Below are 24539 nucleotides of genomic sequence, written 5' to 3' on the forward strand. Positions count from 1 at the left end.
AGGTTGAGGAATGAACGCGATGACGGATCTCGGTCTCTATCGCCACCTCGACCAGATGGCGCCCTGGAACGACAGGCTGCAGGTGCTGGAAGTGATCGGCGTCAGCGACGAGGCGCCTGACGTCAAGACCTTCACCTTCCGCTCCGACAACCAGACCTGGTTCCGCTACAAGCCGGGCCAGTTCGTGACGCTGGAACTGCCGACGCCGGACGGGCCGCTGATGCGCACCTATACGCTGTCGTCCTCGCCGTCGCGGCCGTTCTCGATCGCGGTGACGGTGAAGGCGCAGGCCGGCAGCATCGGCACACGCTGGATGTTCGATCATCTGGTGCCCGGTTCGCACGTCAAGGCCTATGGGCCGAACGGCGACTTTTCGCTGCACAGCCACCCGGCGGCCAAATATCTGTTCATCTCGGCCGGTTCCGGCGTGACGCCGATGATGTCGATGCTGCGCTGGCTGAACGATTGCGCGCCGTGGACCGATGTCGGCTTCGTCAACTGCGCGCGACGCCCGGAGGAGATCATCTTCCGCAAGGAGCTCGAGTTGCTGGGCGGCCATATGCCGGGCCTGTCGCTCGGCTTCATGATCGAGGAGCGGTCGAGCCGCGAGGGCTGGTACGGCCATATGGGCCGCATCGACGCGATCCGGCTGCCGCTGCTGGCGCCCGATTTCCGCGAACGCGAGATCTTCTGCTGCGGTCCGGATCCTTTCATGCGCGCCGTTCGCGGCATGCTGGAAGCCGCCGGCTTCGACATGACGAAATACCACCAGGAGAGCTTTGCCGCACCCGTGGTGGAGGAGGTCCCGGCGCCGTTCGCGTCACCCGGCGAAGACGGCGTGGCCGTTCCCGTCGAAGCAACACCGATCCGCTTCGCGCTTTCGGATGTCGATGCCGAGTGCGTCGCCGGCCAGACCGTGCTGCAGACGGCGCGCGCCTCCGGCGTGCGGATCCCCGCAGCCTGCGAATTCGGCCTGTGCGGGACCTGCAAGGTGAAGAAAGTCTCGGGCGCCGTCGAAATGAGCCACAATGGCGGCATCCTCGATCACGAGATCGATGACGGCTTCATCCTCGCCTGCTGCTCGAAGCCGCTGTCGGCGCTCGAAATCGAGGCGTAACAGCGTCGGGCGGACCCTGCATGGCGGCCTTGCCGAGCAGCCGCGGCTGCTTGATAGGAACGTGGGTCAAGGTCGGCTCATAAACCGTTCTCGTGCGGCTTGGTCACCCGCCGCAGCGTCAGATTGATCCTGCCGCCATTCTTGAGCAGCGCCGAGGTCGAGGGATAGATGCGGTCGACACCGTGGAAGGCGAGACGGCCCTCGCCGCCAAGCACGACGACGTCGCCGCTCTTCAGCCTGAACGACTTGGTGGCGCCGTCGCGCGTCGTCTGGCCGACCCTGAACAGGCAATCATCGCCCAGCGACACGGAGACGACAGGCGCCGAAAAGTCGGCCTCGTCGCGATCCTGGTGCAGGCCCATCTTTGCATCCGCCGTGTAGAAATTGATCAGACAGGCCTCCGGCGGATTCGGATATCCCGACACCTGCCGCCACAGATCGAGCAGGCCCTGCGGGATCGGCGGCCATGGCTCCCCGGTCAGYGGATGCGTCGGCTGGTAGCGATAGCCGCGCTCCTTGTCGGTGACCCAGCCGAGCGGGCCGCAATTGGTCATGCGCACGCTCATCTCCTTGCCGGTGCGCGGCATGGCCGGCACGAACAGCGGCGCCTGCTGGACGATTCCTCTCACCGCCTCGACCAGCGCCTCCTGGTTGGCGCGGGAGAGATAGGCCGGCATGTGGCGGACGCCGTTGGGCAGAACGAGCATGGAAGCGCACCTTGAGATGGTTCGAGCCAGCAAGATGCCACCATCGACGGAAAACGGCGACCCGAAAGCCGTCGCCAGTGTCACCACAGGTGCCGTGTGGAATTCACGTCCCCGCTTCGCGAAAGGCGGTTGACGGATAAACATGAATTTCATAGTCAAGTTTTTAACTTGAGTGTTTGAGGCAACAATTTTGATGCCGACGCAAGGGCGAGGTCGCTGGCGGCGAATGGCAAAGAGCGAGGCATATCGACGTGACGTTTCATGAGGGGTCTAACGCGGCCGGCGACGGCAAGGTCTGGTGCCGGGGATTGCTCGCCACGACGTGTCTAGCGGCACTGCTCGGTGCTCATCAAGCGCTCGCGCAGCAAGCGCCCACCCGGACTCAAGACGGCACGCTCGAGCCGATCACGGTCACCGGCAAGGGTGGCCGGGTCAACTCCCGGGATGACGACAAGACTGTGGCCGCCAAGCGCAGTTCCGGCGCGACCAAGACGGATACGCCGCTGATCGAAACGCCGCGCTCCGTCTCGGTGGTGACGCGCAAGGAAATCGAGGAGCGGGGCGCGCAGGACATCATCGAGGCGGTGCGCTATTCGGCGGGCGTCAGCACCGGCGCATATGGCTTCGATCCGCGCTTCGACCAGATCTATATCAGAGGTTACGACGCCACCACGCTCGGCGATTACAAGGACGGCCTGCGCCAGCCCTACATCAATTACGGCACCTTCCGCACCGACCCCTATTCGCTCGAACGCGTCGAGGTCATCAAGGGACCGGTGTCGGTGCTTTACGGCGCGGGAACGCCGGCCGGCATCGTCAACAAGGTGCCCAAGCTGCCGACCGAGGACAGGATCCGCGAAGTCCAGTTGCTCTATGGCACCAAGGACAGGGCGCAGGCGGCCTTCGATTTCGGCGGGCCGGTCACGGAAGGCAGTGACGAATTCCTCTACCGGATCGTCGGCCTGGCGCGAAACGGCGACACCAATTTCGACATCGCCGACGACCGCTATTTCCTGCAGCCATCACTGACCTGGAACCCGGATGCCGCGACCTCCTTCACCATCTACGGGCTGGTGCAGGCCGACGAGACCGATACCAGTGTCGCCGCGATCACCGATCCGTCGGGAAAGGTTCATGCCCTGCGCTCAAGCGACCCGGACTACGACTATCAGAAGATCCGGCAGCAGCAGGTCGGCTACAAATTCGAACACGATTTCGGCGACGGCATCACGTTCCGCCAGAACGTCCGGTATTCCCATCTCGACCTGAGGTCGCGCTATCTTGCAGTCGCGAGTTGGACGGAGACCGTCGCACATCGGTATGCGAATTCGATCCGCGACGAAATGAACGTATTCCAGGCCGACAACCAGATCGAGGCGAAGTTCGACATCGGGGCGCTCGCCCATACGGTGCTTCTCGGCCTCGAGTATACGAACCTGACTTCGTCCTTCGGCTATGGGATAGGCCCCGTCGATCCTGCCTATGATTTCGACATCGCCAATCCGACCTATGGTGTTTCCGGCCCGACGCCGGACTACAATTTCACGACATCCGACGCGGATCTGCGCCAGACCGGTATTTACGCGCTGGATCAGATCGAGCTCGACAGATGGCGCTTCACGCTCGGCGGCCGGCAGACCTGGGTCGAGCAGTCGCGTCAATATGGTAACGGCAGTTCCGAAGGCTTGAACAAGAACGCTTTCAGCATGCAGGCTGGCGCCCTCTATCTGTTCGACAATGGCGTTGCGCCCTTCGCGAGCTATGCGACCTCGTTCGAGCCGGTCACGAACCAATCCGCATCGGGCGGCATCCTTCAGCCGACGAAGGGGGAGCAGTTCGAGCTGGGGGCCAAATACCAACCGCCGGGGACCGATATCCTGCTGTCGGCGGTTGCCTATCATCTCGTCGAGAAGAACAAGCCGGTCGTCGTCAACGCCAACTCGGGCACCTACCGCGCTCTGGGCGAAGTCACCAGCGATGGTTTTGAGCTTGAGGCGCGTGCGGCCATCATGGACGGGCTGGATGTGATCACGGCCTACAATTACAACCATGCCGAGATCACTGACGGCGCAGCCGTGGAGATCGGCAAGGTTCCGGCCGTGACGCCGGCGCATGTCGCGAGCCTCTGGGCCAACTACAGATTCGACGAGGGCAGTGCCGCCCCCGGCCTTTCGGTCGGAGCCGGCGTGCGGCTGCAGAGCGCCACCTATACCGACACGTCAAACACCGCCAAGAATGATGCCGCGGTCTATCTCGACGCCTCGGCATCCTATGATTTCGGCGCCGTCGACAAGAAATATGAAGGCGTTTCCGCCGCCTTCGCCGTCCGCAACATCGCCGATGAACGTGCCGTCGTGTGCAACAGCGGCTATTGCTATCTGGGTCAGGGTCGCAACATCACGGCTTCGCTGAAGCGCCGCTGGTAAAATGAAAACGCCGCGCGTCCTTTCGGGTGCGCGGCGCCTGATTTCGCCGTTTCGAGACGGCCTGACAGCCGAATCAGGGGATGCGCAGCACCTGGCCCGGATAGATCTTGTCGGGGTGAGTCAGCATCGGCTTGTTGGCCTCGAAGATGGCCGTATTCTTGACTCCCTGGCCCTTGCCGTAGCTTTTCTCGGCGATCTTCCAGAGGTTGTCGCCCTTCTGCACGGTGTAGAAGGTCGGTTCCTTGGCCGGGGCAGCCGCCTTGCCGGCGTCCGGCGCGACCTGCAATTCGTCGGCCTGCACCTTGGAGACGCCGAGCGTGTTGCCAACGGCGATGACCGCCTTTTCGAAGATCGACTGGTCCTTGACCACGCCCTTCAGCACCGCCGTGTCACCCTGGACGACGACTTGCACGCCATCGGTGCCGAGCTTGTGTGAATCGAGCTCCTTCTTGAGCGTGTCGGCCGTGGGTGCGGCTTCCTCGTCGCCGCCGATGCCGAGCTTCTTGCCGACGCTCTTGACGAAATCGAACATGCCCATGTCTGGTCTCCCTTGCTGTGGCAACGGCGAAACCTTGCATCTGCGGTGTCAAATGGAAAGCCGTTTTATGCACGCGCCGGGTGCAATGCTTAATCGTTCTCCACCCGGCCGCGCAGCTTCTTGATGGTGCCGCGTCCGGCCTTGCTCTTCAGCCGCCGCTCGACCGCGCCTTTCGACGGCCGCGTCTTCTTGCGGGGCGGCGGCGGCGGCTCGGCGGCCTTGGCGACCAACGCCGTCAGCCTCGCCCGGGCGTCCGCCCGGTTCTGCTCCTGGGTGCGGAAGCGCCCGGCCTCGATGACGATGACGCCGTCCTTGGTGGCGCGCTGGCCGGCAAGCTTGATCGTGCGGGCGCGCACGCGTTCGGACAGGCCGGCCGCATTGGCCGCGTCGAAGCGCAGTTGCACGGCGGTCGCCACCTTGTTGACGTTCTGACCGCCGGGACCGGACGAGCGGATGAAATCCTCGTGCAGGTCGCCCGGGTGGATCACGGCTTCGTCCGCGATGATGATGTTGTCGTCGATCGGCATGCCGCAGTCATGGCGCGGCGGCGGACAAAAGAAAAGGCCCGATCGAAACCGGGCCTTCAATGGTGCTGAGCGGCAACGATGCCAAGCGATCTGGGCTGCTACTCCGCCGCTTCCTGCATGCGGGGCGCCGCACCCATGACGGTAGCATCGACATGCGGCTCGAATTTCTCGAAATTGACGGCGAACATGCCGACCAGTCTTGCCGCTTGCCGGTCATACGCAGGCTTGTCGGCCCAGGTCGAGCGCGGATCGAGAATGGCGCTGTCGACGCCAGGCACCGCCACCGGCACCTCGAAGCCGAAATTGGCATCGGTGCGGAATTCGCCTGTTTTCAGCGACCCGTCGAGGGCGGCGGCAAGCAAAGCGCGTGTCGCCTTGATCGGCATGCGCTTGCCGGTGCCGTAGGCGCCGCCGGTCCAGCCGGTGTTGACCAGCCAGCAATCGGCCCCATGGCTGGCGATGAGCTCGCGCAGCAGATTGCCGTATTCCGACGGGTGGCGCGGCATGAACGGGGCGCCGAAGCAGGTCGAAAACGTCGCTTCGGGTTCGGTGACGCCCCTTTCGGTTCCGGCCACCTTGGCCGTGTAGCCGGAGAGGAAATGATACATTGCCTGCGCCGGGGTCAGCCGCGCGATCGGCGGCATCACGCCGAAGGCGTCGGCGGTCAGCATGATGATGTTCTTGGGATGACTGGCTCGCCCGGTCTTCGAGGCATTGGGGATGAAGTCGAGCGGGTAGGCGCAGCGTGTGTTTTCGGTGAGCCGGCCATCGTTGAAGTCCGGCACGCCATCGGCGTCGAGCACGACATTTTCCAGCACCGTGCCGAAGCGCCGCGTGGTGGCGAAGATCTCCGGCTCGGCTTCGGCCGACAGCTTGATCGTCTTGCCGTAGCAGCCGCCTTCGAAATTGAAGATGCCGTGCGGGCCCCAGCCGTGCTCGTCGTCGCCGATCAGCGTGCGCGACGGATCCGCCGACAGCGTCGTCTTGCCGGTTCCCGAAAGCCCGAAGAAGACGGCGGCGTCGCCGGCCGGTCCCTCATTGGCCGAGCAGTGCATCGGCATAACGCCCTTCTGCGGCAACAGATAATTGAGCATGGTGAACACCGACTTCTTCATCTCGCCAGCATAGGAGGTGCCGCCGATCAGCACGATCTTGCGGCTGAGGTCGACGGCGATCACCGTTTCGGTGCGACTGCCGTGGCGGGCGGGGTCGGCGCGGAAGGACGGCAGGTCGATGATCGTCATGTCAGGGACGAACTGTTCGAGTTCGGCCTTGTCCGGGCGGATGAGAAGATTGCGGATGAACAGCGAGTGCCAGGCAAATTCGGTGATGACGCGCGTCGGCAGTTTCAGCTCGGCATCGGCCCCGCCGACGAGGTCCTGAACATAGAGATCCTTGTCCGCGGCGTGGGCGAGGAAATCGGCGAGCAGCGTCTCGAACTGGGCCGGCGAGATCGCCTTGTTGTTGTCCCACCAGACATGCGCCTCGGTAGCGGCGTCGCGGACGACGAACTTGTCCTTGGGCGAACGGCCTGTGTGCTGTCCGGTCTCGGCGACCAGCGCGCCATGCGCGGTCAGCCGGGCCTCGCCGCGCCGGATCGCCTCCTCGTAAAGGGCGGCCGCGCCGAAATTGTAGCGCACCATACCGGTGGTTTTCAGGCCGATACGATCGATCGGGCAAGCAGGATTGCGTTTGCCGACTTCCGACATTGGTGTCCCTTCTACGATTTGCCGCATCTTTGCCGGCGCATTTCCGGCACGCCCGCAGTGTGGGCTGAGATGGTCAAAACCAGAAAAGCCAAATGATATCAAATCATTAATCGATTTAAATATTTTGAAAGTTGTTTAAATCGTTTATATATGCGAAAAGTTTCACGGTTGCCCAAAGGATTGGCGCTGTTCGTTCGTCCAATCCATGTCGAGGTAGGATTGTGGCCTGCGGCACCCCGCGCGTGACAGCGGACAAGGCCTATGCCACATTTTGTACCTAATTTGTCCTGCAAAAGCCCCTTCTCTACGAAAGAAGGGACAGCTCATGAGGGAGCCGCTTGAAATGGCAACAATCGCGCTTGTCGATGACGACCGCAACATTCTGACGTCGGTGTCGATCGCCCTCGAATCCGAGGGGTATCGCGTCGAGACCTACACGGATGGTGCGTCCGCGCTGGAAGGCCTGGCGGCACGTCCGCCAAATCTTGCCATTCTCGACATCAAGATGCCGCGCATGGACGGCATGGAGCTCTTGCGCCGGATGCGCCAGAAGTCGGACCTGCCGGTGATCTTCCTGACCTCCAAGGACGACGAGATCGATGAATTGTTCGGCCTCAAGATGGGCGCCGACGATTTCATCCGCAAACCGTTCTCGCAGCGCCTGCTGGTCGAGCGGGTGCGCGCCGTGCTGCGCCGTGCCAGTGCCCGCGAGGCTGCGGCAAAGGCGCCCAGCCAGCAGGCCCGCTCACTCGAGCGCGGCCAGCTCGTCATGGACCAGGAGCGCCACACCTGCACCTGGAAGGGCGAACCGGTGACGCTCACCGTCACCGAATTCCTGATCCTGCATTCGCTGGCGCAGCGTCCCGGTGTCGTAAAAAGCCGTGATGCGCTGATGGATTCGGCCTATGATGAGCAGGTCTATGTCGATGACCGCACGATCGACAGCCACATCAAGCGGCTGCGCAAGAAGTTCAAGGCTGTCGACGACGACTTCGAGATGATCGAAACCCTCTATGGCGTGGGATATCGGTTCCGAGAAGCGTGAATAGGGAATAGGCAGTAGGGATTAGGCAGTAGAGAATCTCAGCCATTTCTCTATTCCCTACTGCCTAACGCCTACTCACTAAACAGGGCCTGCTATTCGATGGCAGTGGAAGCACAGCGAACAAGACCGACGGGCGCCAGGCGGCCGTCGCGCATCATGCCGTCATTCGTCTCGAAGATCACGGTGCCAATGCGCCGCTTCCTCGGCCATCACATCTTTTCCAGCCTGACGCGGCGCATCCTGTTCCTCAACCTTGCCGGCCTGGCAGTGCTCGTCACCGGCATCCTCTACCTCAACACCTTCCGCGACGGGCTGATCGATGCCCGCGTCGAAAGCCTGATGACGCAGGGCGAGATCATCGCCGGCGCGATCGCTGCGTCGGCGACGGTCGAGACCGATTCGATCAGCATCGACCCGGAAAAGCTGCTCGAGCTGCAGGCCGGCGAAAGCCTGGGACCGGGCTCCGATCAGCTCGACAATCTGGACTTTCCGATCAATCCCGAACGTGTCGCGCCGGTGCTGCGGCGGCTGATCTCGCCGACCCGTACGCGAGCCCGCATCTATGACCGCGACGCCAATCTGCTGCTCGATTCGCGCCATCTCTATTCGCGCGGCCAGATCCTGCGCTATGACCTGCCGCCGGTCGAAGAGGAAGAGCCCGACCTTGTCGAGCGCGTGCAGAAGTTCATCTTCGACTTCTTCCGCAACACCGACCTGCCGGTCTATCATGAGCAACCGGGCGGCAACGGCGCTGCCTTCCCGGAAGTGGTGAAGGCGCTGACCGGCAGTCCGTCGACCATCGTGCGCGTCTCCGAACAGGGCGAGCAGATCGTTTCGGTGGCGGTGCCGATCCAGCGCTTCCGCGCCGTTCTCGGCGTCCTGATGCTGTCGACCGAAGGCGGCGACATCGACAAGATCGTCGCCGCCGAACGCAAGGCGATCTTGCGCGTCTTCGGCATCGCGGCACTGGTCACCGCCATCCTGTCCATGCTTCTGGCCTCGACCATCGCCAATCCGCTGCGCCGGCTGTCGGCGGCGGCGGTGCGGGTCCGGCGCGGCGTCAAGAGCCGCGAGGAGATCCCCGACTTTTCCGACCGGCAGGACGAGATCGGCAATTTGTCAGTCGCCGTGCGCGACATGACCAACGCGCTCTACGCGCGCATCGAGGCGATCGAAAGCTTCGCCGCCGACGTGTCGCATGAGTTGAAGAACCCGCTGACGTCGCTGCGCAGCGCGGTGGAAACGCTGCCGCTGGCCAAGAACGACAATTCGCGCAGCCGGCTGATGGACATCATCCAGCATGACGTCCGGCGTCTGGACCGCCTCATTACCGACATTTCCGATGCCTCCCGTCTCGACGCCGAACTCGCGCGCGAAGATGCGGGGACGGTGGACCTGAAGAAATTCATCACCGACCTCGTCGCCGTGTCGCGCGAGACCACGCGCAACAAGAAGGCCGTCGAGATCGAACTCAAGGTCGCCAAGCTGCCGCAGGGCGTCAAAGGCTATTTCGTCGCCGGTCATGATCTGCGCATCGGCCAGGTCGTCACCAATTTGATCGAGAATGCGCGCTCCTTCGTTCCCGAGGACCATGGCCACATCAGCCTGTCGCTGGCGCGCGCCGGCAAGTTCAACATCCTGACCGTGGACGACAATGGTCCGGGCATCCGCGCCGACAACATCGACCGCATCTTCGAACGCTTCTACACCGACCGGCCGGCCGGCGAGGCGTTCGGCCAGAATTCGGGCCTTGGCCTGTCGATCTCCAGGCAGATCGTCGAGGCCCATGGCGGCACGCTGACCGCCGAGAACATCCCCGGCACCAAGCCCGGCGAGATCAAGGGCGCGCGCTTCGTCGTGAYGCTGCCGGCCGAAGCATGATTGCCGACCGTGCCGCCTGAAAACATCCATGCGACGGCGATCCTGATCGGCGAGCGCGGCATCCTGGTCAGCGGCGCATCCGGTTCGGGCAAGACAACGCTGGCGCTGACGCTGATCGACCATTGCCGCCAGCTCGGATTGTTCTCGAGGCTGGTCGGCGACGATCAGCTCTTCGCCGAGGCGCATGCGGGGCGGCTGGTGTGCCGAGCGCCCGCCACTATCGCCGGCCTCGCCGAAGTGCCGGGACTTGGCCCACGGAAGCTGCCGTTCGAACCTGCCTGCGTCGTCGACCTGCATGTGCGCCTGCTGCCGGCTGGCGAAATCGCCCGCTTCCAGGAGGACGCCAGCGAGGAGGTCGCCGGCTGCGCCGTGCCGCGGATCGATCTGGCCGAACGCAATGTCACGGCTGCCCTGCCCGCCGTGATGGCCCGGCTGTCCATCGTGCCTTTTCTATGATCCGCCCGGGGTTTTTTGTTGCAATGCGTCAAAATGGCATGGGCCGGCGCAATTTTGGGCTTGTCAACGGGCCGCGCGTCGACAAGATAGCGCTCCCGCCGCCTGGAATGGCTGGCGAGCATAAAATGCGCCTGTGAAGCGGCGATGACGGGAGCCACCAAAGAATGATCGGACTCGTGCTTGTAACGCACGGTCAACTGGCCACCGAATTCCGACATGCCGTCGAACATGTCGTCGGGCCACAAGACAATTTCGAAACCGTGGCGATCGGTGCCGACGACGATATGGAACAGCGTCGCCGCGACATCGTCGACGCCGTCGCCCGTGTCGATACCGGAGCGGGCGTCATCGTGCTGACCGACATGTTCGGCGGCACGCCGTCGAACCTCGCCATTTCGGTGATGGAATCCGGCCGCACCGAAGTCATCGCCGGCATGAACCTGCCGATGCTGATCAAGCTGTCCTCGATCCGCAAGGGCGACAACATGGCGGCCGCGCTCGACGAGGCGCAGGCGGCCGGACGCAAATACATCAATGTCGCCAGCCAGCTTCTGAGCAGCAAATGAACGCGCTATCCCCGGAAAAAGACCACATCGTCCGGGAGTTTCCGATCGTCAACCAGCGCGGCCTGCATGCACGCGCCTCGGCGAAATTCGTCCAGCTCGCCAGCGGCTTCGACGCCGCCGTCCATGTCGAGAAGGATGGCGTCAAGGTCGGCGGCACGTCGATCATGGGCCTGATGATGCTCGCCGCCAGCCCGGGCTACTCGATCCGCGTCACCGCCAGCGGGCCGGAGGCGCTTGAGGTCATGGACGCGCTGGAGCAGCTTGTGGCGTCGCGCTTCGGCGAGGAATGCTGATCCCACGCACCGCCCAAGCATGCCTGCGGGACATGCAGGGATAAAGATTTCTTTATATCCCATTGTCGTCTTGAGCATGATCTGCTAGTCAGGCCGGCAATTCGCGCCTTCGACGCGCCGACCGGCGCGGGCGTATCCGCAACCAATTCGCAAGCACATCAAATCGCACGGAGCACTGCCATGACGGGTAGCAAGGACTATGTGGTCGCCGACATCTCGCTCGCCGGCTGGGGCCGCAAGGAACTGGATATCGCCGAAACCGAAATGCCGGGCCTGATGGCCTGCCGCGAGGAATTTGGCGCCAAGAAGCCGCTGAAGGGCGCGCGCATCACCGGCTCGCTACACATGACCATCCAGACCGCGGTGCTGATCGAGACGCTGAAGGCGCTCGGCGCCGACATCCGCTGGGCGTCCTGCAACATCTTCTCGACCCAGGACCACGCCGCCGCGGCCATCGCCGAGGCCGGCATTCCGGTCTTCGCCGTCAAGGGCGAGAGCCTTGAACAGTACTGGGATTATACCGACCGGATCTTCCAGTGGGCCGACGGCGGCCTCTCCAACATGATCCTCGACGATGGCGGCGACGCCACCATGTATATCCTGATCGGCGCCCGCGCCGAGGCCGGCGAGGACGTGCTGTCCAACCCGCAAAGCGAGGAAGAGGAATATTTCTACGCCCAGGTGAAGAAGCGCCTGAAGGCTTCGCCCGGCTTCTTCACCAAGCAGAAGGCGGCGATTCGCGGCGTCACCGAAGAGACGACCACGGGCGTCAACCGGCTCTACCAGTTGCAGAAGAAGGGCCTGCTGCCCTTCCCCGCCATCAACGTCAACGATTCCGTCACCAAGTCGAAGTTCGACAACAAGTATGGCTGCAAGGAATCGCTGGTCGACGGCATCCGTCGCGGCACCGACACGATGATGGCCGGCAAGGTCGCGGTCGTCTGCGGCTATGGCGACGTCGGCAAGGGCTCGTCGGCCTCGCTCAAGGGCGCCGGCGCCCGCGTCAAGGTCACCGAGGTCGACCCGATCTGCGCGCTGCAGGCGGCGATGGACGGCTTTGAAGTGGTAACCCTGGAAGACGCGGCCCCGACCGCCGACATCGTCATCACCACCACCGGCAACAAGGATGTCGTCACCCTCGACCATATGCGGTCGATGAAGGACATGGTGATCGTCGGCAATATCGGCCACTTCGATAACGAGATCCAGGTCGCTTCGCTGCGCAATCTGAAATGGACCAACGTCAAGCCGCAGGTCGACATGATTACCTTCCCGGACGGCAAGCGGATGATCCTCCTGTCCGAAGGCCGCCTGCTCAATCTCGGCAACGCCACCGGCCATCCGAGCTTCGTCATGTCGGCGTCCTTCACCAACCAGGTGCTGGCCCAGATCGAGCTGTTCACCAAGGGCGAGCAGTACCAGAACCAGGTCTATGTCCTGCCCAAGCATCTCGACGAGAAGGTCGCCCGCCTGCACCTCGACAAGCTCGGCGCACGCCTGACCGAACTGTCGGGTGAGCAGGCCGCCTATATCGGCGTCACGCCGCAGGGTCCGTTCAAGCCGGAACACTACCGCTATTAACCAAAGCTAAATTTACTACCAGATATTGAGGCCGGGCGATTGACTTTTCGCCCGGCTTTATTTTTGCGCGCGATCAGCCTTCACGGCGATTCGGCGAGGGTTTATTGTCAGGTGATTCGCGACGCTTCCGGCCCGAGAGGGGATCAGAGAGGCGCGTTTCAGGGCGGTCTTGCATTCAGGCGGCGGAGAGGACCAAGACATGCCGGGGCAAAACCCGCACGGAGCGGGATCGGCCGTTTCCGGCGGCCATGACGATTCGGGGACCATAGGCTCGACCATTCAGGGCGGGCGCCTTTCATGGCGCGCCCGCGTCGGGCTGTTCCTGGCCAGTTCCGCGCTGGCCGGCCCACTGGCCAGCGCCGTGGCGCATGCCGAGAACGCCGCCGTGGCCACCGCCGGCCTGTCGATCAACACGGTCGAAGTCATGCAGCTTGCCGTGTTCGTCGGCGTGACGGGCGCGGCATTCCTGTCGGCCATCGTTCTCATCCGCGAGCGGGCCCGCACCTCGGCGGAGAATGTCGAACTGAGAAGCCGCGTCGCCGACATCAACGCGGCCCTGCGCCGTTCGGAAGCGCTGCTCAATCTGCGCGACCAGCGCGTGGTGGTCTGGGCCTCGGAAAACAAGAAACCCGAACTCATCGGCACATTGCCGGTCGAAAGCGGCGCGCCGGAGGAGCGGGCGGCATTTCTGGCCTTCGGCCGCTGGCTGATGCCCCGCTCGGCGGCGGCGCTCGAGCACGCTATCGCGGGCTTGCGCGAAAAGGCCAGGCCCTTCGACCTCGTCATCGAATCGCAGGCCGGCGCACCGCTCGAAGTGCATGGCCGCAAGAGCGCCGCGCACATACTGGTGCGGTTTGTCTCGCTTTCCGAGACACAGCGCAGCCAGGCCCGGCTGAAGATCGACAACCAGCGGCTGGCCGCCGACCATGACACGATGATCGGCCTGCTCGAAGCGCTGAAGATGCCGGCATGGCTGCGCGACGAGCACGGACGCCTGAAATGGGTCAACCGGGCCTATGCCGACGCGGTCGAAGCCGAAAGCCCGGAAGCCGCCGTCCGCGACGCCAAGGAATTCCTCGGCGGCCAGGCACGCGAGGCAATCGCCGCCCAGCACAAGACGCATCCGGTCTTCGAGCAGTCGCTGTCCACGGTGATCGAGGGCGACCGCCGCGTCTTCGCGGTGACCGACTTCGCCGGCGCCGACGGTTCGGCCGGCCTTGCCGCCGACACCAGCGCCATCGAGACCATTCGCGGCGAATATGAGCGCACGGTGCGCAGCCACGCCGACACGCTCGACCAGCTCAACACCGCGGTCGCCATCTTCGACACCGACGAGAAGCTGCGCTTCTTCAACCAGGCCTTCCAGAAACTGTGGGGCCTCGACATCGGCTTCCTGCACAGCGCGCCCGACAATGCGCTTTTGCTCGACCGGCTGCGCAGCGAGGGCAAGATTGCCGAGCAGCCCGAATGGCGCCGCTGGAAGGAAGGCCTGCTCGGCGCCTACCGCGCGGTGGAATCGCAGGAACATTGGTGGCATCTGCCCGACGGCAAGACCATCCGCGTCGTCGCCAACCCGCAGCCCAAGGGCGGCGTCACCTGGGTGTTCGAGAACCTGACCGAGAAGATGGACCTGGAAAGCCGCTACCGCACCGCGGTGCGCGTCCAGGGCGAGACGCTCGACAATCTCGCCGAGGGCGTGGCGGTGTTCGGGCCCGATGGGCGGCTGCGCCTGTCGAACCCAGCCTTTGCGACACTCTGGAGATTGAGCGGCGAAGCCGCCAAGCCCAATGTGCACGTCTCCACCATACGCGACCTTTGCGACCGCCAGGCGGTCGACAGCCCCTGGCCGGGTTTCGTCGCCGCCATCACCGGTTTCGACGACGAACGCCGCGACCGCCACGGCCAGAGCGAACTCAACAACGGCACCGTGCTGCGCTACGCCGTGATCCCGCTGCCCAACGGGCAAGTGATGATGACCTTCGTCGACGTCACCGACAGCGTCCATGTCGAACGTGCGCTGAAGGACAAGAACGAGGCGCTGGAGAAATCCGACCAGCTCAAGAACGACTTCGTCCAGCACGTGTCCTACGAACTGCGTTCGCCGTTGACCAACATCATCGGCTTCACCGAACTGCTTTCACTGCCCACCACCGGACCGCTGAACCAAAAGCAGCGGGAGTATGTCGAGCATGTCAGTTCGTCCTCTTCGGTGCTGCTGACCATCGTCAACGACATACTCGACCTTGCGACCGTCGATGCCGGCATCATGCAGCTCGACATTTCCGAGGTGCATGTCGACCGCACCATCGCGGCGGCCGCGGAACTCGTTGCCGACCGGCTGCAGGAGCATTCGATCCGGCTCGCGGTCGATGCCGCCGCCGCGCCGAAGACCTTCCACGGCGACGAGACCCGCATCCGCCAGATCCTCTACAATCTGCTCAGCAACGCCGCCAACTACGCGCCGGAAGCCAGCACCATCCGGCTCGCCTGCCGGCATCTGGCGGACGGGGTAGAGTTTTCCGTTCATGACGATGGACCCGGCATGCCGCCGGACGTGCTGGATTCGGTGTTCCGCCGCTTCGAACCGCGCACCAATGGCGGCCGCCGGCGCGGCGCCGGACTCGGCCTGTCGATCGTCAAGAGCTTCGTCGAACTGCATGGCGGCAATGTTCGCATCGAAACCGGCAAGGACAAGGGCACGACCGTCATCTGCACCTTCCCCGACATGCCGGGCATCCGCGCCGCGGCCGAGTAGCGCGCTCGATGACGGGCCTGGTGCTGGAGCGTTTGCTCACGGATGAGACACAGACCGCGCGGCTGGGCGAGGACCTGGCGCTGTCCCTGCGCGCCGGCGATGTGCTGGCTCTCAAGGGCGATCTCGGCGCCGGCAAATCGACGCTGGCGCGGGCGCTGATCCGGGCGCTGGCCGATGATGCCGGCCTCGATGTGCCGAGCCCGACCTTCACCCTGGTGCAGAGCTACGACACGCGCATTCCGGTGCACCATTTCGACCTCTACCGCCTGTCATCGGCAGCCGAGCTCGACGAACTCGGCTTCGACGAAGCGCTGACGCAAGGGGCCGCGCTGGTCGAATGGCCCGAACGGGCGGAGGGCTATCTGCCGAAGACCACGCTCTCGATCGAACTCGTCCAGCATGGCGAGGGCCGCCTGGCACGGCTGTCCGGGCAAGGGGCAGCCTTCGACCGCGCGGCGCGGTCGCTGGCCATGCGCGGTTTTCTGGAACATGCCGGCTGGGGCGAAGCGCGGCGGCGCCATTTCATCGGCGACGCCTCGGCCCGTTCCTATGAGATCGTGACGCTCGCCGGCCAGGAGCCCTGCGTGCTGATGAACTCGCCGCGGCTGGTGCTCGGCCCACCGGTGCGCGATGGCAAACCCTATGCGGTCATCGCCCACACCGCCCAGTCGGTCTCCGCCTTCGTTGCCATAGACCGGGCGTTGAAGGCTGGCGGCGTCAGCGTTCCCGAAATCCATGCCGAGGACCAGGACCAGGGTTTCTTGCTCATCGAACATCTCGGCTCGCAGGGATTTCTCGGCACGGACGGCGAACCCATAGCGGAACGCTACGCGGCGGCGGCCGAACTGCTGGCCATGATGCATGGCAGGACCTGGCCGCGGCGCCTGCAGGCGGGACCGGGCAGTTTCCACGAGGTGCCGCCCTTCGACCGCGACGCGATGATGATCGAAGCCGATTTGCTGGTCGACTGGTATGTGCCGGCAATATCGGGCGCTGCGGCCAGCGACGATCTGCGTACCGGCTACGCCAGGGAATGGAATGCGCTTTTCGATCGGCTGAAAGGCAGCGAATACACGCTGATGCTGCGCGACTTCCATTCGCCCAACATCATCTGGCGTGGCGACCGCGCCGGCCATGACCGTCTGGGCATCGTCGATTTCCAGGATGCTCTGATCGGGCCCTCAGCCTATGACGTCGCTTCGCTCGCCATGGATGCCCGCGTCACCCTATCGCCGGAGATCGAGAAGCGGACGCTCGATGCCTATGTCGCGGCGCGCCATGCAGCGGGGGCTTTTGACGAGCCAAGTTTCCGGGAAGCCTATGCAATCATGGCCGCGCAGCGCAATTCCAAGATCCTCGGCATTTTCGTGCGCCTCGAAAAGCGCGACGGCAAACCTTATTATCTGAAGCACCTGCCGCGCATCCGCGACTATCTGCGCCGGGCGCTGTCCCACCCGGCGCTTGCCAGCCTGCGGGATTTCTACAATACGCATGGCTTGCTCGAGGAACGAACGCTGTGACAAGACCGGACACTGCCATCGTCCTTGCCGCCGGGCTAGGCAAGCGCATGCGGCCGATCACCGACACGATCCCCAAGCCGCTGGTCAGGATCGCCGGCAAGACGTTGCTCGACTGGGGGCTGGACAGCCTCGCCGCCGCCGGCGTCGCCAAGGCCGTGGTCAACGTCCACTATCTTCCCGAACAGATCATCGCCCATGTCGCGGCGCGCCGGGCACCGAAGATCGTCATTTCCGATGAGAGCGACCGGCTGCTCGATTCGGCCGGCGGCATCGTCAAGGCGCTGCCGGAACTGGGTCAACAGCCCTTCTACATCCTCAACGCCGACACGTTCTGGATTGATCACGGCCCGCTCAATCTCGGGCGGCTTGCCCTTGCGTGGGACGCCGCGAAAATGGATATTCTGCTGATGCTGGCGGATCTCCACCAAGCGACAGGACACTGTGGCAGCACCGATTTCCTGGTGGCGCCGGACGGCGCCTTGCGGCGTTCAAAAGGCGATCCAGCGGGGTTGATCTATGCCGGCGCGGCGATCATCCATCCGCGCCTGTTCAAGGATGCCCCGGCCGAACCGCATTCGCTCAATGCCTATTTCGACACGGCAATAGCCGCAGGCCGGCTGTTCGGCATGCCGATGCACGGCCACTGGATCACCGTCGGCACGCCCGATGCCATCCCGCAAGCGGAAGCAGCGGTCGCCGGCGCGCTAACCGAGTCGCAATGAGCGGCTCAAGCCGCGTTTTCTCTATCCCCCCCGGAGCGCCGTTCCTGCCGACRCTGGCCGAGGCGCTGCTTGCCGGCCGGCTGGTTCCGGGATTTCGTTTCGACGGCGATCCGCTCGCTCTGGCCGATGTCACTATCTATGTGCCGACGCGCCGCGCCGCGCGCGCCCTGCGTGGTGTCTTCGTCGACAGTTTGAAGGCACGCGGCGGCGGCGGTTCGGCGATCCTGCCGGTCATCCGCCCGCTCGGCGAGTTCGATGAGGACGAAGCCTTGTTCGACGCCGAGCCGGCTGCCGCGATCGATCTCGCGCCGCCGATCTCGGCGACCGAACGCCTGTTGCTGCTGACGCCGCTGGTGCGTGCGTGGAAACGCCGGCTGCCGGAGCATGTGGCGAAGCTTTTCGCGGAGGAAATCGTCATCCCCGCTTCCACGGCCGACGCAATCTGGCTGGCACGCGATCTTGCAGGGTTGATGGATGAGATCGAGACGGAAGGCACCGACTGGACCAAGCTCGCCGATCTGGTGACCGGCAACCTCGCCGGCTGGTGGCAGGTGACGCTCGAATTCCTCGGCATCGTCACCGATGCCTGGCCGAAATTCCTGAGCGAGAGCGACCGCTCCAATCCGGCCGCGCATCGCAGCGCACTGATCCGCTCCGAGGCGGCGCGGCTGCGGCGCAATCCGCCCGCCGGACCGGTCCTCGCCGCGGGATCGACCGGTTCCATCCCGGCCACGGCGGAGCTGCTTGCCGCGATCGCCCGCCTGCCCGGCGGCGCCATCGTGCTGCCCGGGCTCGACCGGACGCTGGACGAAGCGTCGTTCCAGGCGCTTGTCGCTCCGGGCGCGCGGCCCGCCGTGCTTGGCCACCCGCAATATGGCCTGGCCAGGCTGATCGGCAAGATCGGCGTGCTGCGCTCGGATGTCGAGGAGATCGGCGCTGCCGAGCCGCACCTTGCGCTTCGCGCGGCCCTTGTCGGCGAGGCGCTGCGGCCGGCCGAGACCACTGAGCTATGGGCCGAAACACGCAGCGGGTTTTCGGTGGCCGATATCGCCGGCGCTTTTGCCGATGTGACGCTATTGGAAGCAGCAAGCGAACGCGATGAAGCCGTCGCCATCGCCGTCGCGCTCAAACAGGCCGTGGAAGATCCCGGCCGAAGGGCGGCTCTCGTCACTGGCGACCGCGCGCTGGCACGGCGCGTCTCGGTCGAACTCAAGCGCTTTGGCGTCGTTGCCGACGATTCCGGTGGCACGCCGCTCGCCAACAGCCCGGCGGCCAGCCTGCTCCGGCTGGCGCTCGAAGCGGTGTTCCGGCCGGGCGATCCGGTCGGGCTCTTGTCGCTGCTCAAGCATCCGCTGCTCGGCCTCGGCCTCGAACGCGCCGCTGTGCGCCACGCGGCGGAACTAGTCGAACTGGTGGCGCTGCGCGGAGGCACCGGCCGTCCCGACATCGTTTCGCTGCCGGACTTGTTCGAGGCCCGACTGACGGAACTGGGCGGCGACAGCCGGCCGCCCTTCTGGTTTTCCCGTCTCACCGTGCGCTCCATCGAAGATGCGCGGAGTTTGCTGGCACGCCTGACAGAAGCATTGGCGCCGCTTTCAGCCTTTCGCGGCCAGGCGGACGCCGATCTTGCCACACTGGTCAAAGCCAGCGTCGTGGCGCTGGAAAGCCTTGGCCGCACCGCCGATGGCGGCCTGGGCGAGCTCTATGCCGGCGATGCCGGTGAAAAGCTCGCCGAATTGCTGCGCGGGCTGGTCGCCGCTTCGGCCTCGTTGTCATTCGCGGCGAGCGAATGGCCCGATGTGATGGATGCGCTGATCGCGCCCGAGACGGTCAAGCCGGCGCAAGGCACCGACAGGAACATCGCCATCTGGGGTGCGCTGGAAGCGCGGTTGCAGGACGTCGACACGCTGATCATTGGCGGCCTCAACGAAGGTGTGTGGCCGCGCAAGCCGGAGAGCGACCGCTTCATGTCGCGGCTGATGAAGACCGGCATCGATCTCGAACCGCCGGAACGGCGCATCGGCCTCGCCGCGCATGATTTCCAGATGGCGATGGGCGCGAGACACGTCGTTTTGGCCCGCTCGGCGCGTTCCGGCGACGCACCCGCCGTGCCGTCGCGCTGGCTGCAGCGGCTGCTCACCTTCATCGGCACGGAACAGGCGGTAAGCCTTCGCCGGCGCGGCGACGAGCTGCTTGCCTGGGCTCGCGCGCTCGATACCGGACCAAAGCAGGATTTCGCGCCGCGGCCGCAGCCGAAACCGCCTCTGTCGGTGCGCCCAACGCATTTCTCGGTCACCGAGATCGAGACGTTGCGGCGCGACCCCTACGCCGTCTATGCCAGACGCATCCTCGGCCTGATGCCGCTCGATCCGCTCATCCGTGACCCCGGTGCGGCCGAGCGCGGCACGCTGTTCCACGCCATCCTGCACCTGTTCTCGTCTGAGGTCGCCGATCCGCGCGCGCCCGACGCGCTGGGCGGCCTCATCGCCGCCGGCCGCGCCTGCTTTGCAGACGCCGCCCTTCCGACCGATGTCGAGGCGGTGTGGTGGCCACGCTTCGAAAAGCTCGCCGCCAACATCGTCGAATGGGAGCGCACGCGTGCCGATGCCGTGATCCGGCGCCATGCCGAGGAGCGCGCGGGGAAGACCGTGGTCGGCCAGTCCGGCGTGACGCTGTCCGGCTACGCCGACCGCGTCGACCTGCTGGCCGGCGGCATGGCCGACATACTGGACTATAAGACCGGCTCCTCGCCCTCGAAGGCGCAGGCGCACACGCTGCTGGCACCGCAGCTGGCGCTGGAAGGCGCGCTGCTCAGGCGCGGCGCCTTCAAGGATCTGGGCGCGCGCGAACCCTCTCAATTGGCCTTCATCAGGTTGAAGCCGAATGGCGAGGTGTTCGAGGAGTCCATCCTCGAGCACAACCGCCAGCCCAGGACCGCCGCCGATCTTGCCGAAGAGGCCTGGGCGCGGCTGGAAAAGCTGCTGGTCCACTATGCCGACCTGGAGACCGGCTATCTGTCGCGCGCGCTGCCGTTTCGCGAAGGCGAGACCGATGGCGACTACGATCATCTCGCCCGCGTGCTCGAATGGTCGGCCGGCGGCGATGCCGGTGACGAGGGAGGGGAGGCATGAAGAAGGCCTATCCCATCCCGAGCGACACCGCCAACAGCCAGGCCCGCGCCGCCGATCCCCAGAACTCGGCCTGGGTGTCGGCGAATGCCGGCTCCGGCAAGACCCATGTGCTGGCGCAGCGCGTCATCCGGCTTCTGCTCAACGGCACCGATCCGTCGAAGATCCTGTGCCTGACCTATACGCGCGCCGCCGCCGCCAACATGTCGAACCGGGTCTTTTCCACACTGTCGGACTGGACGGTGCTCGGCGACGCCGATCTGGCCGGAAAGATCGAAGCGCTGGAAGGACGGCGGCCCGACGGCGACACCATGCGCCGGGCGCGACGCCTGTTCGCCGAAGCGCTGGAAACGCCGGGTGGGCTGAAGATCCAGACCATCCACGCTTTCTGCGAATCGGTGCTCCACCAGTTCCCGCTAGAAGCCAACATCCCGGCCCATTTCGAGATGCTCGACGGCCAGATGGAAGCATCGCTGTTCGCCGCCGCGCGCCGCGAGATGATCTCCGGCACGGCCGCCGGCAACCCGGATCTGGCCGACGCCTTCGCCACCGTGCTGGAACGCGGCGGCGAGGCCGGTCTCGATGCCTTGCTCGGCGAAATCGTGCGCAAGCGCGACGGCTTGCGCAATTTCCTCGATGCGGTCGGGCGTGACGGCTTCCAGCCATTGTTCGATGAATTCCATTTCCGTCCCGGCCAGACCGCCGAAGGCTTGGCGGCCTCGGTCTGGCCACTGCCCGGCTTCCTGCCCGACTATTTTGCCGGCTTTGCCCAGGCCGCCGAATCCACCGACGCCAGGTCGGTGCTGAACAACATCCTGCCTTATGCGCGTCAGGCTTTCGCCGAGAGCGATCCCGTTCGCCGGCTGCAACTGCTCGCCAGAGCCTTCCTCAAGACCGACGGCGATCCCTACGACCTGGCGAAGGCCTTCAAGAAAGCGCTGGCCGACCGATTGCCCGATCTAGCCGAGCGCTACCTCTCGGCGGCAGGCACCATCATCGAAACCGTCGACCGGCTGGCGCTGTTCCGCATGCTGGAAGGCACACGTGCGGCGCTGACCATCGCCGACTGGCTGATCGCCCGCTACGAAGTGCTGAAGCGCGGCCGCGGCTTTCTCGACTTCAACGATCTGATCACCCGCACGGTCAACCTTCTGGCGCGGCCCGATGCTGGACCCTGGGTGCAATACAAGCTCGACCAGGGCATCGACCACATCCTGCTCGACGAGGCGCAGGACACCAGCCCGGATCAATGGGAGGTGGTGAAGCGGTTGGCGGAGGAATTTTTCGCCGGCTTCGGCGCGCGCGACCGGGTCCACCGCACGGTGTTTGCCGTCGGCGACGAAAAGCAGTCGATCTATTCCTTCCAGGGTGCAGCGCCGGACTCTTTCGCCGACAGCCGGCTGCTGTTTTCCGGCCGGGTGCGCGACGCCGAAGCGTCCTTTGCCGACCTCAAGCTGACCTGGTCGTTCCGCTCGACCGACGACGTTCTGGCCGCCGTCGACCGCGTCTTTGCCGATCCGATCGTGCGGCGCGGCATCAGCCATGATCCCGATCCGCTGAGCCACAAGGCGATCCGCACCGATGCGCCGGGCTATGTCGAGGTATGGCCATCGATCGGCGCCGATGTCGTCGACGAACCCGACGACTGGACGCAAGCCATCGACCACGCCCATGCGCCGGCAGTGCGTGTTGCCGAGAATGTGGCGGCGACCATTGCCGGCTGGATCGGCAAAGGCGAAATCATCGAGGGCCGCGGCAAGCGGCTGCGGCCTGGCGACGTGCTGGTGCTGGTGCGCAAGCGCGACAGTTTTGTCCATGCGCTGACGCGCGCCTTGAAACGCCGCGACATTCCGGTCGCCGGCGCCGACCGGCTGAGCCTGCCAGGCCATATCGCCGTCAAGGACCTGATCGCGCTCGGCCATCTGCTGATCCAGCCGCAGGATGATCTGTCGCTGGCCGCCGTGCTGCGCAGCCCGATCTTCGACCTGCCGGAGGAGGCGTTGTTCACGCTCGCCGCGCAGCGGCCACCCGGCCTGTCGCTGGCCGCGTCGCTGCGCCAGCATGCCGAAGAAAACGAGCGCCTGGCGAAGATTGTCGCGCAACTCGATGTCTGGGCTGACGAGGCCGCTTTCAAGCCGGTGTTCGAATTCTATGCCAGCCTCCTGGCGCGCGATGGCGTGCGCAGAAAGATGATCGCGCGGCTCGGGCCGGAAGCCGGCGATATTCTCGATGAATTCCTGAGCTTCTGCCTGGCCGAGGAGCGGACCGGCCTGCCCGGACTGGAAGCCTTCCTGTCGACGCTGGAAAACGCCGGGCCCGAGATCAAGCGCGAGATGGACCAGACGCGTGACGAGGTCCGCGTCATGACCGTGCATGCCGCCAAGGGCCTGGAAGCGCCGGTGGTGTTCCTGGTCGATGGCGGCTCCGCCCCGTTCAGCGACCAGCATCTGCCGCGGCTGATGCCGTTCGACGGCTCTGGCACCTTTTGGAGCGGCAAGGGCTATCTCTGGCGTTCGGCCAGCGATGTCGCCAACGGTTTTTCGAAGGCGGCGGCGGCACGGGCACGGGAGCTTGCAGACGACGAATACCGCCGGCTGCTCTATGTCGGCATGACCCGCGCCGAGGACCGGCTGATCGTTTGCGGCTATCATGGCAAGCGGGCGCCGAACACAGGCACCTGGCATTCGATCGTCAGCCGCGCGCTGATCGGTGCGCCCGAGAGCGAACCGCGTGCCCACCCCGCCGGCGGCGAGCCGGTGCACCGTTTCCACGTCACCAAGCTGCCGCCGGTCGCGGCGAGCGCCAATGAACAGGCGCGGCAGGCCGATGCTTTCGGGCCGTTGCCGGGAACCCTGTTCCGGCCCTTGCCGCCCTTCGAGGACCTGCCCCGGCCGCTGTCGCCGTCCGGCGCCTCGGCGCTGATCGACGAAGGCAAGGAAGCGGTGGTCGACAAGGCTTCACCGGTGCTGGATGCAGATGCCGAACCGGGCTTTGCCGTGCTGCGCGGGCTCGCCTTGCACAAGCTGCTGCAGATGTTGCCCGGCCTTGCCGAGGGCGAACGCGAAGGCGCAGCCGAGCGTTATCTCGCGCGGACGGGTGCCGGGTGGCCCGCCTCGGAGCGGGAAAAGGCCCTGGCGTCGGTGATCGCCATTCTTGCCGACCCGCGCCTCGGCCAACTGTTCGCGCCGTCCTCGCGCGCCGAGGTGGCGATCATGGGTAGCCTGGAAGTGCGGGGCAAAACGCGCTCGATTTCCGGCAAGATCGACCGGCTGGCGGTGAGCGCGGATACGGTTTCGATCGTCGACTACAAGACCAACCGGCCGGCGCCCGCCTCGCTGGCCGAGGTTCCCCCGGCCTATCTGCTGCAGCTCGCGCTCTATCGCGCCTTGCTCAAGCCGCTATATCCCGGGCGCGAGATCAAGGCAGCCCTGCTGTTCACCGAAGCGCCACGGCTGATCGAACTGCCGGCCGGGGCCATGGATGACGCCCTTGCCCGACTCACAGGAGCGTGACACAAGACCTGCTTGAAGAAGGGCTAGATAACCACCACATTTGGTGCGACAAAGAA

The 24539-nt window shown here is 65.0% G+C and carries 17 protein-coding genes; 13 read left to right on the top strand and 4 right to left on the bottom strand.

From position 1 onward, the window contains the following. Nucleotides 1–19: 19 nt before the first annotated feature. Nucleotides 20–1117, top strand: coding sequence for an FAD-binding oxidoreductase (locus AC1DPX_RS02390; protein ID WP_477235725.1), 1098 nt, complete (start codon nucleotides 20–22; stop codon nucleotides 1115–1117). 77 nt (nucleotides 1118–1194) lie between these two features. Here the strand turns inward: AC1DPX_RS02390 and AC1DPX_RS02395 are convergent, their stop codons facing one another. Next, nucleotides 1195–1824 carry an alpha-ketoglutarate-dependent dioxygenase AlkB family protein gene (locus AC1DPX_RS02395; protein WP_477234327.1) on the bottom strand — a complete coding sequence of 210 codons (630 nt, stop codon included), beginning with the start codon at nucleotides 1822–1824 and terminating at the stop codon, nucleotides 1195–1197. Nucleotides 1825–2075: 251 nt separating this feature from the next. Here AC1DPX_RS02395 and AC1DPX_RS02400 point away from each other — a divergent pair, with 251 nt between their 5' ends. Further along, entirely contained in the window at nucleotides 2076–4250 is a 2175-nt protein-coding gene (locus tag AC1DPX_RS02400) for a TonB-dependent siderophore receptor (RefSeq protein WP_477234329.1), read from the top strand. Nucleotides 4251–4323: 73 nt separating this feature from the next. On the opposite strand, the gene lysM is transcribed toward AC1DPX_RS02400, so the two are convergent. The 3 genes from lysM to AC1DPX_RS02415 all read right to left on the bottom strand — a co-directional run bounded on the left by lysM (nucleotide 4324) and on the right by AC1DPX_RS02415 (nucleotide 7024). Next, nucleotides 4324–4788: a peptidoglycan-binding protein LysM gene (lysM, locus tag AC1DPX_RS02405; RefSeq protein WP_172347361.1), complete on the bottom strand. Its 465-nt coding sequence runs from the start codon at nucleotides 4786–4788 to the stop codon at nucleotides 4324–4326. 89 nt (nucleotides 4789–4877) lie between these two features. Next, on the bottom strand, nucleotides 4878–5315 hold the full coding sequence (gene arfB / locus AC1DPX_RS02410) for an alternative ribosome rescue aminoacyl-tRNA hydrolase ArfB (protein WP_202356662.1): 438 nt from the start codon (nucleotides 5313–5315) through the stop codon (nucleotides 4878–4880). Nucleotides 5316–5413: 98 nt separating this feature from the next. Beyond that, nucleotides 5414–7024, bottom strand: a complete 1611-nt coding sequence (locus tag AC1DPX_RS02415; protein WP_477234331.1) for a phosphoenolpyruvate carboxykinase — start codon at nucleotides 7022–7024, stop codon at nucleotides 5414–5416. 343 nt (nucleotides 7025–7367) lie between these two features. Here AC1DPX_RS02415 and AC1DPX_RS02420 point away from each other — a divergent pair, with 343 nt between their 5' ends. The 11 genes from AC1DPX_RS02420 (at nucleotide 7368) to addA (ending at nucleotide 24483) form a co-directional block, all read left to right on the top strand. Then, nucleotides 7368–8069, top strand: coding sequence for a response regulator transcription factor (locus tag AC1DPX_RS02420; RefSeq protein ID WP_010912942.1), 702 nt, complete (start codon nucleotides 7368–7370; stop codon nucleotides 8067–8069). Between the two features lie 99 nt (nucleotides 8070–8168). Continuing rightward, on the top strand, nucleotides 8169–9950 hold the full coding sequence (locus AC1DPX_RS02425) for a stimulus-sensing domain-containing protein (RefSeq protein WP_477234333.1): 1782 nt from the start codon (nucleotides 8169–8171) through the stop codon (nucleotides 9948–9950). 9 nt (nucleotides 9951–9959) lie between these two features. Further along, entirely contained in the window at nucleotides 9960–10406 is a 447-nt protein-coding gene (locus AC1DPX_RS02430) for an HPr kinase/phosphorylase (RefSeq protein WP_477234335.1), read from the top strand. Nucleotides 10407–10570: 164 nt separating this feature from the next. Beyond that, nucleotides 10571–10972 (top strand): PTS sugar transporter subunit IIA, encoded by a 402-nt coding sequence (locus AC1DPX_RS02435; protein WP_010912939.1) that lies wholly within the window; start codon nucleotides 10571–10573, stop codon nucleotides 10970–10972. Continuing rightward, nucleotides 10969–11265: an HPr family phosphocarrier protein gene (locus AC1DPX_RS02440; protein ID WP_010912938.1), complete on the top strand. Its 297-nt coding sequence runs from the start codon at nucleotides 10969–10971 to the stop codon at nucleotides 11263–11265. Before AC1DPX_RS02435 ends, AC1DPX_RS02440 begins: the two co-directional genes overlap by 4 nt. A 180-nt stretch (nucleotides 11266–11445) precedes the next feature. Then, on the top strand, nucleotides 11446–12846 hold the full coding sequence (ahcY, locus tag AC1DPX_RS02445; protein ID WP_010912937.1) for an adenosylhomocysteinase: 1401 nt from the start codon (nucleotides 11446–11448) through the stop codon (nucleotides 12844–12846). Nucleotides 12847–13045: 199 nt separating this feature from the next. Beyond that, nucleotides 13046–15601, top strand: a complete 2556-nt coding sequence (locus AC1DPX_RS02450; RefSeq protein ID WP_477234337.1) for a sensor histidine kinase — start codon at nucleotides 13046–13048, stop codon at nucleotides 15599–15601. A gap of 8 nt (nucleotides 15602–15609) precedes the next feature. Continuing rightward, on the top strand, nucleotides 15610–17121 hold the full coding sequence (gene tsaE / locus AC1DPX_RS02455; protein WP_477234339.1) for a tRNA (adenosine(37)-N6)-threonylcarbamoyltransferase complex ATPase subunit type 1 TsaE: 1512 nt from the start codon (nucleotides 15610–15612) through the stop codon (nucleotides 17119–17121). Continuing rightward, entirely contained in the window at nucleotides 17118–17843 is a 726-nt protein-coding gene (locus tag AC1DPX_RS02460; RefSeq protein WP_477234341.1) for a nucleotidyltransferase family protein, read from the top strand. The genes tsaE and AC1DPX_RS02460 overlap by 4 nt, the downstream gene beginning before the upstream one ends. Further along, complete coding sequence (gene addB, locus AC1DPX_RS02465) at nucleotides 17840–20974, top strand: double-strand break repair protein AddB (RefSeq protein WP_477234343.1); 3135 nt, start codon at nucleotides 17840–17842, stop codon at nucleotides 20972–20974. The genes AC1DPX_RS02460 and addB overlap by 4 nt, the downstream gene beginning before the upstream one ends. Next, nucleotides 20971–24483 carry a double-strand break repair helicase AddA gene (gene addA, locus AC1DPX_RS02470; protein ID WP_477234345.1) on the top strand — a complete coding sequence of 1171 codons (3513 nt, stop codon included), beginning with the start codon at nucleotides 20971–20973 and terminating at the stop codon, nucleotides 24481–24483. The genes addB and addA overlap by 4 nt, the downstream gene beginning before the upstream one ends. Nucleotides 24484–24539 lie beyond the last annotated feature (56 nt).

The sequence above is a fragment of the Mesorhizobium sp. 01N446 genome, from assembly GCF_056399285.1.